This is a genomic window from Winogradskyella sp. MIT101101 (assembly GCF_047126865.1).
In the GTDB taxonomy this organism is placed as follows: Bacteria; Bacteroidota; Bacteroidia; order Flavobacteriales; family Flavobacteriaceae; genus Winogradskyella; species Winogradskyella ouciana.
On sequence record NZ_CP138982.1, the window covers coordinates 670,036 to 686,536 of the forward strand.

Consider the following 16,501-nt stretch of genomic DNA (forward strand, 5'->3'; position numbering starts at 1 on the left):
CCCTGCTTGAACTTAACAATGATTTTTAAACTGAATTTTTATTAATAACTTGCCAAAAATATTCATTGAATCTATGCAGTTATATAAATACTTTGTTCTCATTTGTTTAAGCCTTGCACTAACTAATTGCGGAGACACTAATGCTTCTAAACAAACAGGTTTATCTATAAACTCTAAAGCCAAAGCTTTTACACTTGGAGATACGTTAAATTTATCCATTAATAATCCGAAACAACTTAATATCACTAGCATTGATTATCAATTGGATGGTGAACCTATTACTAAAGATGCTGTACTCAACAACATAACTTTAGGAGAAAAGATAATTTCTGCAACGGTAACTTATGATGATAAATCTGCAACGGTATCCATGCCTATTAAGATTTATAACAATATCATTCCGACCATATATACTTATGAAGTTGTAAATACCTATCCTCACGATATTTCATCTTACACTCAAGGGCTTGAGTTTCATAATGGAGAACTCTATGAAAGTACTGGCCAGTATAAAGAATCAAAGCTTAGAAAAGTAAACTATGAAACTGGTGAGGTTTTAAAAAACGTCAATTTAGACGATTCCTATTTTGGTGAAGGACTTACTATTCTTGATGATAAAATATATCAGCTCACATGGAAAGAAAACAGAGGCTTTGTGTATGATGTAAATACTTTGGAAAAGCTAAGTTCATTTAACTACGGAAAAAGCAAGGAAGGTTGGGGAATTTGTAATGATGGCGAAACCCTCTACAAATCCGATGGTACAGAAAAAATATGGTACATAAACCCTAAAACCCTGACCGAAGAAAGTCATATTCAGGTCTATACTGAAAAAGGGAAAATACCTCAACTTAACGAGTTAGAATGGATTGACGGAAAAATTTTCGCCAATATCTATCATAGAAACGGTGTGGTTATCGTTAACCCTAAAACAGGAGGTGTAGAAGGTGTCATTGATTTTGAACCACTTAAAAAACTAGTGACGCAGCATGACGAATTAGATGTACTTAACGGTATTGCCTACCATCCTGAACGCGGAACGATCTTTGTCACCGGTAAAAATTGGGACAAACTCTTTGAGGTTAAAATAAAGGAAAAGTAAACTTCACTCACCAAAAAGGACAGTTCCCTCATTCTACATTTTATATTATACTTTGCTTTTGGTTCTTTGATGTATAAATCAAACAACCATGAAAAAAACTATTTCCATTAGTATTCCAGAGCCTTGCCATGAAGATTGGAATAAAATGACACCTAAAGAAAAAGGCCGTCACTGTGCTGCCTGCAACAAAACCGTTATCGATTTTACATCCAAAACAGATGAACAAGTCATAAAGACTTTCGAAAACGAAAACAATCTTTGTGGCAGATTTAAAACACAACAACTCAATAGGGAAATGTTTTTAGCCAGAAAAGACAAAAACAACTATTTGTCCATAGCCGCGTCTGGTCTATTTGCGTTTATGGCTTTAGGTCATCAAGACATACATGCACAAGGCGAACCAAGAACTGTAAAAGTTGATTCTTTAAATACACCCCAAGTAAAAGGGAAAATCGCAACATCAGTTATAAATCAAAGAACAGTCTCTGGAATAGTTACAACAGCAGACGATGGTTTGCCACTGCCAGGTGCTTCGGTAATTATTAAAGGGACTTACACAGGTGCTCAAACTGATTTTGATGGCAAGTATTCCATAAAGGTAAATACAGGTGATGTACTAATTATCTCTTATGTAGGTATGAAAACAACTGAAATTACCATCGGAAACTCCAACACTTACAACATAGTAATTGAACTAGATGAAGATTTGCTATTAGGTGAAGTTATCGTTGGTGGTATTACTGCTGTTCAACAATACACTAACCATTGCAATATGAGTTATGATGAACCAGAATTAGTGGCTTCTGAAGCTGAACAAGAAAAATCCAGAGCTATTAGAGAACATCATCAAAAATGGAAAGAGAGAAATAAGGCCAGAAGAACCAAATGGAAGGCTGAACGCATCGCAAAACGAGAAGCTATTAAAAATGGTGAAAAAGAACGTACAGCTTTTGGCAAATTCTTCTTTGGTATTAAAAGTCTTTTCTCAAAGAAATAATATCTTTAAGCATCAATAACTATTTGATGCAGATATTTCAAAAAAACCATTACCGTTACCAAAGACGATTTAGATCAACTCAACCATGTCAACAATGTGCGCTACGTGCAATGGGTGCAAGACATTGCTGAAAAACATTGGCTACAGAACACTTCACAAGATATACTAGAAAACTACTTTTGGGTTTTAGTGAGCCATCATATTGAGTATAAAAGTCAGGCCGTTTTAGGTGACCAGCTCAATATTAAAACCTATGTATCAAAGTCAGAAGGTGTCACTTCCATTCGTCATGTTGAAATTTTTAATCAAAATAACGGTAAGCTAATTACAACGTCTGAAACCAAATGGTGTTTTATGGATGCCAAAACCAAGAGGCCAACACGCATTACACCAGAAATCGCAGCGCTTTTCAATTAACAGTAATTTAGGTTAAAGTTTTTTTAATACGTCCTTGTGTTTTGCCTTAAAAGCTTTTCTTTATTGCACCAATCCATCGCTATGCGTCAATTCTTTTTAGTCTTAAGCCTATTACTCTTCAATACTTTATTGTTTGGGCAAACCTTAGAAGGAAAAATTTACGATTCAAAATCTACGGTTAAGGACATTAAAGTAGTAAACAAAACCCAGAACAGGCTTACGGTTACAGACAAAGACGGTAACTTTAGTATCGTCGCCAAGGTTAGCGATACCATTGCTTTTGAGTCCATCTTTTACCATCAAAAAACCGTGGTTTTAACCCAAACTCATTTTGAAGAACCCAATGTTTTTGAACTTAAAAAAATAACAAACGCGTTAGACGAGGTTGAAGTGAAGGCAGAACCCGAGCAACCTGTTTTTGAAGTTGAAACCTACAACACAGAGCTTCATAATTTAATAAAAGAGGATATAAAGAACAATCCAGGTTTATATCAACCAGCTGGTGCCACGTATGGAGTTGATTTTGTTTACCTAATAGGCCAGGTCGTTAAGCTTTTTAAAAGAAAAAAGGAAAAATTACCTGAGTACACACCAATAACCTATAAACAGATGGACTCACTTTTCAGCACGAGTTCATTTTTCAATAAAAGGCTTGTTACTGAAAATCTTAATATTCCAGAAAATAAAACCAAGCTCTTTTACGATTTCTGTTCTGCCAAAGGCATCAGTTCTGAGTTATTAAAAGATGAAAAGAAAATGGAGCTTTTAGAAGCATTGGTTTTAAATAGCCAATTATTTCTCATTTTGATTGAGGAATATGGTGAAGCAGCTAATGTAAAGGATTAGCCTATGTCATTCAGAACGAGGTACGAGTGAAGAATCTCAATAATCATTAACACAAATAAACAGATTCTTCGGTCATACTTCCCTCTGAATGACACAATCTGCATTAATTAACCCTCTTCATAATAATTACTAACTTCAAAAGTTATATTTTTAAGCCATAATTATTTTGTTTATGAAGCGACTGCTATCATTCTTTATTTGCCTAGTTGTATTATTATTTTGGAGTTCTTGCCGTAAGGATTTTGATTTCTCTCCAAGCACCGGAAGTCTCGAGTTCGCAAAAGACACTGTTTATTTAGATACTGTTTTTACCAACATTGGTTCTAGCACGTACAATTTAAAAGTATATAACCGAAGTGATGATGATATTGTCATCCCAACGATTCAATTGGAAAATGGCGTGAATTCCTTTTACAGAATGAACGTTGATGGCACAACAGGACTTGAAGGTGCACAAGAAGGAAAATTCTTTGAGGATGTAGAGCTTTTGGCAAATGACAGCCTGTTTATTTTTATTGAAACCACCATAGATATTGAAACACTTTCTGCGTCCGATATTCAGTTTTTATATACAGATCGAATCTTGTTTGACTCTGGTAATAATCAGCAAGATGTAGATTTAGTCACTCTGGTAAAAGATGCAGTTTTTATATATCCTGCAAGGGATGAAACCACTGGTATTATAGAAACCTTGACTTTTGATGTTGATGGTGATGGAGATGATGACGAAACCACCTTACAAGGTCGCTTCTTAGAAAATGACGAACTCACATTTACTAACGAAAAACCTTATGTGATTTACGGTTATGCTGGCGTTGATGATGGACAAACACTAACCATGGAAGCAGGTACACGCGTACATTTCCATGCTGATTCTGGTATCATCGTCACTGATGGAGGAAGTTTAAACATCAATGGAGAACTAAGCACAGATCAAGAAGTATTGGAAAATGAAGTCATTCTTTCTGGTAATCGTTTAGAGCCTCTTTTTGAAGATGTTCCTGGTCAATGGGGAACCATTTGGCTGTTTAATGGTAGTGAAAACAATACCATCAATTGTGCGACCATAAAAAATGCAACTATTGGTATTCTTTCGGAAGGAGATCAAGATGCACCAAACGATAAATTGACCATTACAAACTCACAAGTATACAATTCCAGTGGGTTTGGGATTTTAGGGAGAGCAACTTCTATTACAGCAGAAAATGTGGTGATTAATAACTCCGGACAATCTTCTTTTGCTGGGACGCTTGGTGGAAAATACAATTTTACACATTGCACCATAGCTAATTATTGGAACAGTAGTTTTAGACAGTTTCCTGCCCTACTCCTCAATGATTTCACTTTAATTGAAGAAGATGCTATAGTCATTAACGATTTAACGGAAGCCAATTTTAATAACTGTATCATTTACGGTAATGATAATCCTGAATTTTTATTGGAAAACGAAGGCGCAGTTTTCAACTTTAAGTTCACCAATTGCCTCTTGCGCTTTGATAATGATAACCTCAGCGGAACTGGCAACTACGAGTTTAATAACACCACGTTCTACGAAAGCAATGTCTTTAACCAAGACCCAGATTTTGAAGATCCTTTTGAAAACTTAATGCGTATTGGTGCAGACTCTGGTGCTGATGGTATTGGCAATGCAACATTTACTAGTCAAGTACCTTTTGATATTTTAAATGTCGCTCGCGCCAATCCATCTGATGCTGGTGCTTATGAGAGTGTGGTTTTTGAAGATTAAATTATGGCTTTGGAATAATTATTGATGAACTTAAAGAATAAATTCTTAAATCTCAATTAATATGATTTCTAAAAATTTACCCGCCTTTTTATTACTTTTTCTTATAGTAATATACTCACCAAGTCTAAAAGCTCAAGACTTAGACTTAATTAATGCAAATTTACTTTTAATAAATAGCCAAAGCTCCGACTGTGATTGCTGTAACACACTAGACATCAATAAACCTTTTTATGAAGGTGAAATTGTCTTAAAAGACAGTACTGTTTTAATTGGAAAAATAAGTGTGAATCAACCTTTTAAAAATAAATTGATTACAATTTTTAAAAGTGATGATGACTATGAACCTATCGACAATGGAACAATTAAAGAAGTTAATCTATCATATACTCAAAATAAAATAACAAAAGAAATTAAATTCCTCAACGTAAATGAAGATGAAAGATTATATCGGTTAGTTTTTCAAAAAGGCAATAATATTAGTGTTTATGACTCTTCCGATAAATTAAAAGATAATTCATTAGTTGGACGGGTTCTTGTTAAAGAAAATAACGTTTTAACTGATACTTGGAACTTCTGGTCTTCTGGTTCAAAAAAGGATCTTATAAATTATTTAAATAAAAGAGATGGAACAGATTACAAGAGACGAGATTTTAAATCGCTTGATGATTTATTTGCTAAATTGTAAAAACATTAAACAAGCCTCTTCAAATTAAATTGAATGGCTTTTTTATCAATCTTTAGACCTCACAGGTTTTGAAAACCTGTGAGGTCTGTCTCTAAATATTTTCTAAGCAGTAAACAAAGGTCTCCCTCCCATTAATTCATTCACTTTATTAGCAACACCTTCCAATACCGTTTCATTTTCGTAATTGGTAATGACCTCATCAATCAAATCCACTACATAGCTCATATCGTTTTCTTTTAAGCCTCTTGTTGTAATCGCTGCAGTTCCTACTCTAATACCTGAAGTCACAAAAGGAGATTCGGTATCAAATGGTACCATATTCTTATTCACGGTGATATCTGCTTTTACCAATGCGTTTTCAACATCTTTACCAGTAATATTTTTATTTCTAAGATCAATCAACATCATGTGGTTGTCCGTTCCACCAGAAATTAAATTATAGTCTTTAGCCACAAACGCTTTCGCCATAGCATCAGCATTGCTTTTCACTTGTAGCATATAATGTAAGAAATCATCGGTTAACGCTTCACCAAAAGCAATAGCCTTGGCTGCAATGATATGCTCCAAAGGTCCACCTTGATTTCCAGGGAATACAGCAGAATCTAAAAGACCTGACATTTTTCTAAGTTTCCCACTTTTTAAAGTGATTCCAAATGGATTGTCAATGTTTTCACCCATCATAATCATTCCACCTCTTGGCCCTCTTAAGGTTTTATGTGTCGTTGTTGTTACCACGTGGCAATGTGGCATCGGATCATTCAGAATGCCTTTGGCAATCAATCCAGCAGGATGCGATATATCAGCCAATAACACGGCGCCAACATTATCAGCAACTTCCCTAAACTTGGCAAAGTCAATATCTCGCGAGTATGCAGACGCACCAGCAATAATCATTTTTGGCTTTACTTTTTCCGCCTGATCTGCTAACATATCATAGTCAATATAACCTGTATCTTTCTTTACACCATAGAATGTCGGATTATAAAGTTTTCCTGAAAAATTCACAGGAGAGCCATGTGTTAAATGACCACCATGAGATAAATCAAATCCAAGAATAGTATCGCCAGGCTTTAAGCATGCTGCAAAAACAGCTGTATTGGCTTGGCTTCCAGAATGTGGCTGCACATTGGCATAAGCCGCGCCAAATAAAGCTTTAGCTCTATCAATAGCAATTTGCTCAACTTCATCCACCACTTCGCAACCACCATAGTAGCGCTTACCAGGATAACCTTCAGCATATTTGTTGGTTAATACAGAACCTGCAGCTTCCATGACCTGGTCACTGACAAAGTTTTCTGAGGCAATTAGCTCTATACCATCGGTTTGGCGTTCTCTTTCAGCTTCTATGAGTTCAAAAATTTGTTCGTCGCGTTGCATAAATAAAGTCTTTATTAAATCAGCAACAAAAATAAGGAATACAATTAGTTTTAATATCAAAAATTATGTAGGTTTGAATAGAAATTAATAACATTTAATCAACAATTATATATGCCATTATCAGCCAATAATCCAAATAGAGCCTCTTGGTTATACGTAAATAAATATTCCGATTTCCCAATTCAGAACATTCCTTTTGGAGTTTTCCTCACAAGAGAAGATATCATTACCATAGGTACACGAATCGGAGATACAGCCATTGACCTTGGTGCGCTTCATCAATTGGGCTATTTTGACGGAATCCCGTTAACAGACGATATTTTTCTTCAGGATTCATTAAACGATTTTATTGCTGATGGTAGAAAAACTTGGCGAGCGGTTCGTAATCGTGTTGCTGAAATTTTTGATGCCGAAAATGACGAATTAAAAAACAACACCAAGCACAAAGAAATTATTTGTTTTCGACTGGATGAAATCGAAATGCAAATGCCAGTGCAAGTCGGTGACTATACCGATTTTTATGCGAGTAAAGAGCACGCCACAAATGTAGGCACTATGTTTCGCGGTAAGGACAACGCCTTAATGCCAAACTGGTTGCACTTACCTGTTGGGTATCATGGTCGTAGTTCATCAATTATTACAACGCATATTCCTATTCACAGACCTCAAGGACAAACGTTACCAGAGGGAGCGGACAAACCTGTTTTTGGACCAAGTAAATTAGTGGATTTTGAATTGGAAATGGCGTTTATCACCACTGATGCCAATGAGCTGGGTGAGCCAATTCCTATTGAAGAAGCAGAAGAATACATCTTTGGACTTGTCGTTTTTAACGACTGGTCGGCAAGAGATATTCAAAAATGGGAATATGTACCCTTAGGACCTTTCTTAGGAAAAAACTTTGCATCATCAATTTCACCATGGATTGTAACTCTTGATGCACTTGAACCTTTTAGAGTGGAGAGCCCAAAACAAGATCCAAAGCCTCTACCCTATTTACAAACCAAAGGAAAGCATAGCTTCGACATTAAGTTAGAAGCTGGTATCATTCCTAAAGGTGGTAAAGAAACTATAATTTGCAAAAGCAATTTTAAATATATGTACTGGAGTATGGCACAGCAACTGGCACATCACACGGTTAACGGTTGCCCTGTAAATTCTGGTGATATGATGGGTAGCGGAACCATTTCTGGACCAACTGAAGATTCCTATGGTTCTATGTTAGAGCTCACATGGAAAGGCACTAAACCCATTAAACTAAAAGATGGTACAGAGCGTAAATTCATTAATGATTACGATACTGTAGTTATGCGAGGCTATTGCGAAAATGACGATGTACGTATTGGATTTGGTCAAGTAAAAACACAATTATTGCCTGTTTTTAATCCGAAGAAAAAGAAATAACAGAGCCTTACGCTCGGAGCACAAAGCTTGAAGTTGAGAGTTAAACACTTTCGATTTCAAGCTTTTTCATTTATTACATTTCTCTAGTAATGACGCGCTTTCTTCGTGCTTCATACTTCCTGCTTCTGGCATCAAAATAAAGTCTGGCACAATGATTGGTTTATACTACGTATAACCTATAAAACACAAGATTATGAAACGAATTTTACTTTTAACAGCACTTGTTTCGGTACTCGTATCTTGTAGTGCCAAAAAACAAATTGAAAGCGCCATCAGTCATGGTAATTATGACCAAGCTATTTCTGAAGCGTTGAGAAAACTAGAAAACAACAAAGACAAAAAGCGTAAGCAAGCTTATGTGGTGATGCTTAAGGATGCTTATGATAAAGTCTTGGCAGAGGATTTGGCACGTATTGCACACTTAAAGCAAGATGGCAATCCTGAGTTATACAAAACCATTTACGAAAGCTATGCCGATTTAGAAGCAAGGCAAAACGCTATAAAACGCATCATGCCTTTAAAGATTGGTAACAGAACCATAAGCTTCACGTTTAAAGATTACAGTAATGCCTTGGTTGACTACAGATATAAAACCTCTGATTATCTTATGGATAAAGGATTGGATCTGTTAGACACCAATGATAAATTAAATGCGAGAGAAGCTTATAGGTTGTTTGATTATGTCAATAGTATCAACCCAAATTTTGAGGATGTGAGATCCTTAATGCAAGAAGCGCACCTTACAGGTATGGATTATGTACATGTGTCTATTAAAAACGAAACACATCAAATCATACCTCAACAATTGGAAGCTGAGCTGTTGGATTTTAATACGTATGGCCTTAATCAATTCTGGACGAGTTATCACGCCAATGCAGATAATAATATCAATTATGATTATGCCATGGAATTACAGTTAAAGCGAATCAATATTTCGCCAGAGCGAATCAATGAAAGACAACTGTTGAGAGAAAGGCAAATTGTAGATGGATGGGAATATTTATTGGATGATAACGGCAACGTAGCCAAAGACAGTTTAGGTAACGACATTAAAGTCGATAAGATCGTTAATGTAAGGGCACGTTTTTTTGAAGTCCTGCAAACCAAATCCGCTCAAGTGATTGCAGATGTAGTTTACACGGATTTAAAACAAAACCAGGTGATTGATGCCTTTACCATAGATAGTGGCTTCACCTTTGAAAACGTTTTTGGACGATTTAGAGGCGACAGAAGAGCCTTAAATAGAGACGACAGAGTCCTTTTAAACCAAAGACAAGTACGTTTCCCAACGGATGCCCAAATGGTCTATGACTCTGGTGAAGATTTAAAATTAAAACTAAAGAACATTATCAGTTCTTATAGATTGAATGGTTAATAAATAGAAAACCTCTCGGGAACGGGAGGTTTTTTTATGGTTTTGATTTGGTGCGTGTTTTATAAACCAAAAACTAAGACAACAAAATTTTCGTATATCTTGTACATCAAAGTTTACCGGTTTTATGAGAGTTATTGTCCTGTTGTGTTTTATGTTATTATCTGTTAGCAGTTATTGCCAAGGTAGAATTGATGGCTTTTATCGTGGACAGGGTAATACCACATTGGTATTAGGCTATGGCTATGAAGACAGCAAAAGCTATCTCATAGGCAGAGAACCTTCGTCACTCAGCAGAACACTAACCTACATCAGTGTTTTTGCGTCGCATGGTGTATTGGACAACTTAGATGTTCAGGTAAGTTTACCTTATTTAGAAAGTGACACCAATAAAAGCTTACAGGACATTTCATTGTTTTCCAAATATAGATTCTACACTAAAACCACTCAAAATGGACAATTACAGCTCAGTGCAGCTTTAGGGTTTTCTACTCCGATCAATGACTATAAAATTGGAGGATTAAATGATATAGGGCAACAAGCCACAGTAATAGATACCAGAGCCATGGCGCATTACAAATGGAACTCTAACTGGTTTGTTACAGTGCAAAGTGGTTTTAGCTATAAACTAGAAGAAGTATCCAACAGCATACCCTTTGTTTTTAAGGCTGGGAAAGCAACAAAAAACTGGTATTACGATGTATATTACGATTTTCAATACGCCATAGGAGGTATAGATTATAGAGGCACTCCCGCTCCCCAAAACTTTAGGGAACTTGGCGTGAGTTATCATAAAGTGGGTGCAACTCTATATTATAACATTTTCAAAAACTTTGGAATCTATATCACTTATGCTCACCTATTAGATGGACGCAACATTTTTACTGGACCTTCTTATGGTGTAGGTTTGGTTTGCAATCTGTGACTTTGGTTAAGGTTTAGAACTAAATAATTTTATCGGTTCTTATTGATTTAATTGTTAGGAAATAAAGAAAGATAGAAAGTCCGCGAGGACTTTGTTGTAGCAAGTACTTATTTAAAATAGACTATCTGGATATTTATCAATTTCAGAATCAGTTTGTTCTTTTTGAGCTTGCTCTAATTGCTTTATTAATGATTTTGTTTCTCGATATTCTTGTGCTTCTGGAACACGAATAAATTCTACCTCTTTATCGTACTTGTTTTTAATGACTTCTTCAATTTCGTCCAATGTAACTCTAAAGTATTCTTTTCTATAATTCACTTTGTTAATTCTTCTATCATCAAACTCTTTCTGCAGCAAACCTTCTAATTCAGGTGCATTTTCAGTAAAAATGAGAGCGTGTAAGTCAAATCTGAAAGGAACTGAAGCATCTCCCAATTCTTTAACTCTGTCAATTGGCTCGAGTCGTCTTGTCATTCCAATTTTATAAATATTCTCTCCGAATGAACCTATATTTGAAATTATATAAACGTGACCAGATTTTGTTTCTTGTGCTCTTGAAATTGCTCTTTCTTTAGCTTCGTGTGCTTCTCGAAGGTTTTTCTGAAGTTCAGAAATTTGATTATTCAGTTTTTCAAGTTCTTCACCGCTCACTAACCCAAGTTCTTTTTGTGCTCTTTCCAAAGCCTTTTGGAAACGTTTTTCTTCTTCTTCAGCTTCCTTTCGAGCTTTTTCAAATTCACGCAATGCTCTTTCTTCTTCTCTTTGCTCTTCTCTGATTGCTCTTTGTTCTTCTTTTTCTTGTCTCTTTTTATGCTCAAGTTCATATGCCAAATGAAGTTCATCTAATTTTAGCTTTAAGTATTCATCTGTTATATAAACGTCATTTGATTTTCCAAGTTTATTAATTGCATTGAAAGCTTTTGTTATTCTTTCCTCAAAGCGTTTTACGTTATTCCATTTTACTTTTGAGATTAAAGTATCGCATTCTCCATTAAATGCTCTTAAAGTTAGGTTTATATAACGACGAGTCATTATTTCCCCTTGTTTTCTACTATTTCCGACGTGCCAATTCGTATTACAGATACAAGCATTACCATTTTTAATTAATTGTTTTTGCTCTGTTCTAATTTTTAATAGTTCCTCTTTGTATTTTTCTGAAGTATCGTAATCAAATATTGGTTCATAAATCCCAAGTTCTACAAATTCAAGGTCATTTTTGTAGAGTTGAATATCTTTTTCTAAATTTCTGTATATCAATTTTGAGTCGATATATTTTAAATTCAATTCATTGAATTTGGACTCGAGCTTTTCTAAATCGAGATTTTTGTTTTTTAATTCAGATTCAACAGAAACTATTTCGCTATATCTGTCTAAACTTGAATTTAGAGAAGTGATTTCGCTGTTTTTCGTTTCGAGTATTTTATTCTTTTCGTTTAGTTCAGAATTCAGATTTTCAATACTCGAATTCAGCTCCTTTATTTCGGTGATTTTCTTCTTAATTGAGTCTTTTTTCTTCTCAATTTCAGATGTTAAAACTTGTTTGGATTTTTTGCATTTGTAAATAATAATTAAGGAAGCTATTCCAACTAATACTAATGCAATTGATAATCCTATGATCATTTGTTTTGGTATTTTCTACAATACTTAAATATTGACTTTTTAAATTGTCTATGTGAGACGTTAAGCGAATTTAAAATTAAAAAAACTACAAGTCAATACGTAACACTACGTATTTTACACCAACTGCTCTAGGTTTAATTCATTAATCCCACCATGAGACGCATGTGCCACTACCACTCCATTCTTAATCACTAAAAGTTGTGGCGATTCGTGTAGCACTTGGAATTTATGACCTGTTTCGTTAGACACGTCTCTATAACTGAGCAAATCGAGGTAATATAAATCGGCATTTAAGTCGAGATCATAACCAGACACAAACTGGTTCATTACCATTCTGCTGATACCGCAACGTGTAGAGTGCTTAAATATCAACTGGGTTTTGGTTTTGGATTGGTCTTCTATGGTACTGAGTTGTTCAGTACTGGTAAGTGGTATCCATGGTAATATTTTTTCTTCTTTCTTGGGTTCGGACGACCCGAATATTTTTTTAAACATAGTTTCTATTTTATAAAGTAGTCGCAAGACTAATTACAACTTACAGATTGACAAAACGTCATTATAAATCACATTAAATCAGACATTTTGTCGTTTTTTTCTTACCTTTTAGTATTGGTAAGATTGTTGAATAAAGATAGGAAAACATAACAATAAGACAATGGTATTGTCATTCAGAGCGCTAGCGAAGAATCTCATCGAGAGATTGCCGCGTCCTGCGTCCCTGTCTGCCAACAGGCAGGCTCACAATGACAATTAAAGCAATAATAAAAAGATGAATTTTAATAATTATACAATTAAATCACAAGAAGCCATACAGCAGGCGCAGCAGCTTGCCCAAGGCTTTGGTCATCAACAGATAGAAAATGAGCACATTTTTAAGGCGCTCTTTAATGTTGATGAAAACGTATTACCATTTTTGCTCAAGAAGCTGAATGTTAATGTGTCTATACTACAACAGATTTTAGACAAGGAACTAGAGAGCTTTGCTAAAGTTTCTGGTGGCGAGATTATGCTTTCCCGCGAAGCCAGTAAAGCCCTTAACGAAGCATCTATCATCGCTAAAAAGATGAACGATGACTTTGTATCCATTGAGCATTTGGTCTTGGCTATTTTTAAGTCCAAAAGCAAAATCGCACAGATTTTAAAAGACCAAGGCGTAACGGAAAAAGGTTTAAACGCTGCGATTGAAGAATTGCGTAAGGGAGATCGCGTAACGTCTCAAAGTCAAGAGGAAACTTACAATTCCTTGAGCAAATACGCCAAAAACCTTAACCAATTGGCACAAGATGGAAAATTGGACCCTGTTATTGGTCGCGATGAAGAGATTCGTAGAATACTTCAGATTTTATCGCGTCGTACCAAGAACAATCCAATTTTGGTCGGTGAACCTGGTACTGGTAAAACCGCCATTGCAGAAGGCTTGGCGCACAGAATCATCGATGGTGACGTACCTGAAAATCTAAAGGACAAGCAAATCTTTGCCTTGGATATGGGAGCATTGATTGCTGGTGCAAAATTTAAAGGTGAATTTGAGGAACGTCTAAAAGCGGTCATCAAAGAAGTGACCACCAGTGAAGGTGACATCGTACTCTTTATAGATGAGATTCACACCCTTGTTGGCGCAGGTGGCGGACAAGGTGCCATGGATGCTGCTAACATTCTAAAACCTGCCTTAGCGCGTGGAGAACTCAGAGCTATTGGTGCTACAACATTGGACGAATATCAAAAGTATTTTGAACAAGATAAAGCCTTAGAACGTCGTTTCCAGAAGGTAACGGTCAATGAGCCAGATACCGAAAGTGCGATTTCAATCCTGCGTGGTATCAAGGAAAAATACGAAACACATCACAAGGTGCGTATTAAGGATGAAGCGATTATTGGTGCTGTGGAACTATCCAACAGATATATCACCAATCGTTTTCTTCCGGATAAGGCGATTGACCTAATGGACGAAGCGGCTTCTAAACTGCGTATGGAAATCAATTCTAAACCAGAGGAACTCGATGTTTTGGATAGAAAGATTATGCAGCTCGAAATTGAACACGAGGCTATTAAACGCGAAAAAGATGAATCCAAATTAAAGTCCTTAAAGGCTGAACTGGCAAATCTTAAGGAAGAGCGTAACGAATTGAATGCCAAGTGGAAATCTGAAAAGGAATTGGTTGAAAACGTTCAGAACATAAAACAAGACATAGAAAACTATAAGCTGGAAGCCGAACGTGCCGAACGTGAAGGTAATTATGGTAAAGTGGCAGAAATCCGTTACGGAAAAATAAAGGAAGCCACAGAACAGCTTGAAACACACCAAAAGCAACTCGCAGAACAACAGGAAACAGCCTTAATTAAAGAGGAAGTGACGTATGAAGACATTGCTGATGTTGTAGCGAAGTGGACAGGAATTCCTGTAACAAAGATGATACAGAGCGAACGTGAAAAATTGCTAAAACTTGAAGATGAATTGCACAAACGTGTAGTAGGACAAGAAGAAGCGATTGAAGCCGTTAGTGATGCTGTACGTAGATCTAGAGCTGGTTTACAAAACCCACAAAAACCAATAGGAACCTTCTTGTTCCTAGGTACAACTGGTGTTGGTAAAACAGAACTGGCAAAGGCATTGGCAGAATATCTATTTGATGATGAAAATGCCATGACACGTATCGACATGAGTGAATATCAAGAACGACACGCAGTCAGTAGATTGGTTGGTGCACCTCCAGGATACGTAGGTTATGACGAAGGTGGTCAGCTTACTGAAGCCGTAAGACGCAAGCCGTATTCCGTAGTGCTATTGGATGAGATTGAAAAAGCGCATCCAGATACATTCAATATTTTATTACAGGTGTTGGATGAAGGTCGCTTAACGGATAACAAAGGCCGTATTGCAGATTTTAAGAACACTATTATCATAATGACCTCCAACATGGGAAGTGACATTATACAAGAGCGTTTTCAAGCTACAAAAAATATTGAGTCAGCCATGCAAGCTGCAAAAATTGATGTACTTGGATTGTTAAAACAGACCGTAAGACCAGAGTTCTTAAACCGTATTGATGACACCATAATGTTTACTCCTCTATCAAAGGAAAACATTGTAGATATTGTTGATCTGCAATTAAAAGGTGTTTCAAAAATGATTGCAAAACAAGGTATTACGTTTGATGCGACATCAGAAGCTAAAGCGTACTTGGCTGATAAAGGTTACAATCCTGAGTATGGAGCGAGACCTGTAAAGCGTGTGATTCAGAAAGAAGTTTTAAATGAACTGAGTAAAGAGATTTTAGCAGAACGAGTAACAACGGATAGTATTATTCTACTAGATGAGTTTGACGATAAGTTAGTATTTAGAAATCAAGGGGACCTCGTCATTGAGGACACCGAATAACGATTTTTTTGATTGATTGGTTGATAGAAGCAACGCGAGTTTTCTTTAGAAAATGAGCGTTGCTTTTCTTTTTATAGGTTTTATTTTTGTATCTTGAGGATACTCAAAAAATCACTTATGGGAATCATTAAATATCTTAGTACTGAAGATACAGAATGCTTTATTTTTGATGATTTCTTAATCAATCAAATAAAAGAAGGTGTTGTTGTTGAGCCAAAACATAATGAGGATCTTAACAAAATTATTAAGGAACATTTTAGTGGGAAAAATATGGTTTATGTTTCCAATCGGGTGAAGTCCTACTCTGTTAACCCTTTAATTTATGCAGAAACAGAAGCCATACCTAATCTGGTTGCCATTGCTATGATTCCCAAAACGGATGTGATGCGAAAAAATGCTGAATACGAACGTAATTTTTTCGACAAGCCTTACGAGATTTTTGACACACTAACCGAGGCCATGACTTGGGTACAAAGTATTCTGGAAAAAGAAAGCAGCCAACAGACTGCAGGTAAATCATAGACGTTTTACCGCTTATTACAAAGTACAATCCGCTTTCCGAAATTTAAAAGACATCAAGTTAAACCATTGTGTAACAATTGAGCCTAAAATCAGTCTTTATTATGATTG

The 16,501-nt window shown here is 35.9% G+C and carries 14 protein-coding genes; 11 read left to right on the top strand and 3 right to left on the bottom strand.

From position 1 onward, the window contains the following. The first annotated feature begins 73 nt into the window (after positions 1–73). The 6 genes from SIB89_RS03080 to SIB89_RS03105 all read left to right on the top strand — a co-directional run bounded on the left by SIB89_RS03080 (position 74) and on the right by SIB89_RS03105 (position 5,794). The gene (locus tag SIB89_RS03080; RefSeq protein ID WP_412561121.1) at positions 74–1,102 is read left to right on the top strand and encodes a glutaminyl-peptide cyclotransferase; all 1,029 of its coding nucleotides are present in this window, start codon (positions 74–76) and stop codon (positions 1,100–1,102) included. 88 nt (positions 1,103–1,190) lie between these two features. Then, positions 1,191–2,099, top strand: a complete 909-nt coding sequence (locus tag SIB89_RS03085) for a carboxypeptidase-like regulatory domain-containing protein (RefSeq protein ID WP_412561122.1) — start codon at positions 1,191–1,193, stop codon at positions 2,097–2,099. A 48-nt stretch (positions 2,100–2,147) separates the two neighbouring features. Further along, the gene (locus SIB89_RS03090; RefSeq protein ID WP_412561877.1) at positions 2,148–2,516 is read left to right on the top strand and encodes an acyl-CoA thioesterase; all 369 of its coding nucleotides are present in this window, start codon (positions 2,148–2,150) and stop codon (positions 2,514–2,516) included. Between the two features lie 81 nt (positions 2,517–2,597). Then, the gene (locus SIB89_RS03095) at positions 2,598–3,362 is read left to right on the top strand and encodes a carboxypeptidase-like regulatory domain-containing protein (protein ID WP_412561123.1); all 765 of its coding nucleotides are present in this window, start codon (positions 2,598–2,600) and stop codon (positions 3,360–3,362) included. Positions 3,363–3,534: 172 nt separating this feature from the next. Further along, on the top strand, positions 3,535–5,109 hold the full coding sequence (locus tag SIB89_RS03100) for a right-handed parallel beta-helix repeat-containing protein (RefSeq protein WP_412561124.1): 1,575 nt from the start codon (positions 3,535–3,537) through the stop codon (positions 5,107–5,109). A 61-nt stretch (positions 5,110–5,170) separates the two neighbouring features. Further along, positions 5,171–5,794, top strand: a complete 624-nt coding sequence (locus SIB89_RS03105) for a hypothetical protein (RefSeq protein WP_412561125.1) — start codon at positions 5,171–5,173, stop codon at positions 5,792–5,794. 102 nt (positions 5,795–5,896) lie between these two features. Here SIB89_RS03105 and glyA read toward each other — a convergent pair whose 3' ends face one another. Further along, positions 5,897–7,171: a serine hydroxymethyltransferase gene (glyA, locus tag SIB89_RS03110; RefSeq protein WP_412561126.1), complete on the bottom strand. Its 1,275-nt coding sequence runs from the start codon at positions 7,169–7,171 to the stop codon at positions 5,897–5,899. A 111-nt stretch (positions 7,172–7,282) separates the two neighbouring features. On the opposite strand from glyA, the gene fahA reads away from it, so the two are divergent. The 3 genes from fahA to SIB89_RS03125 all read left to right on the top strand — a co-directional run bounded on the left by fahA (position 7,283) and on the right by SIB89_RS03125 (position 10,872). Further along, the gene (fahA, locus tag SIB89_RS03115) at positions 7,283–8,575 is read left to right on the top strand and encodes a fumarylacetoacetase (protein WP_155087226.1); all 1,293 of its coding nucleotides are present in this window, start codon (positions 7,283–7,285) and stop codon (positions 8,573–8,575) included. A 193-nt stretch (positions 8,576–8,768) separates the two neighbouring features. Continuing rightward, a complete protein-coding gene (locus tag SIB89_RS03120; protein ID WP_412561127.1) occupies positions 8,769–9,950 on the top strand; it encodes a hypothetical protein in 1,182 nt (393 codons plus the stop codon). A 124-nt stretch (positions 9,951–10,074) separates the two neighbouring features. Next, on the top strand, positions 10,075–10,872 hold the full coding sequence (locus SIB89_RS03125; RefSeq protein ID WP_412561128.1) for a transporter: 798 nt from the start codon (positions 10,075–10,077) through the stop codon (positions 10,870–10,872). Between the two features lie 111 nt (positions 10,873–10,983). On the opposite strand, the gene SIB89_RS03130 is transcribed toward SIB89_RS03125, so the two are convergent. Next, complete coding sequence (locus SIB89_RS03130) at positions 10,984–12,492, bottom strand: DUF4041 domain-containing protein (protein ID WP_412561129.1); 1,509 nt, start codon at positions 12,490–12,492, stop codon at positions 10,984–10,986. A gap of 114 nt (positions 12,493–12,606) precedes the next feature. Next, complete coding sequence (ytxJ, locus tag SIB89_RS03135; RefSeq protein ID WP_412561130.1) at positions 12,607–12,987, bottom strand: bacillithiol system redox-active protein YtxJ; 381 nt, start codon at positions 12,985–12,987, stop codon at positions 12,607–12,609. A gap of 274 nt (positions 12,988–13,261) precedes the next feature. Here ytxJ and clpB point away from each other — a divergent pair, with 274 nt between their 5' ends. Then, positions 13,262–15,871: an ATP-dependent chaperone ClpB gene (clpB, locus tag SIB89_RS03140; protein WP_412561131.1), complete on the top strand. Its 2,610-nt coding sequence runs from the start codon at positions 13,262–13,264 to the stop codon at positions 15,869–15,871. 117 nt (positions 15,872–15,988) lie between these two features. Next, positions 15,989–16,393: a hypothetical protein gene (locus tag SIB89_RS03145; RefSeq protein ID WP_412561132.1), complete on the top strand. Its 405-nt coding sequence runs from the start codon at positions 15,989–15,991 to the stop codon at positions 16,391–16,393. The last annotated feature ends 108 nt before the right edge of the window (positions 16,394–16,501 follow it).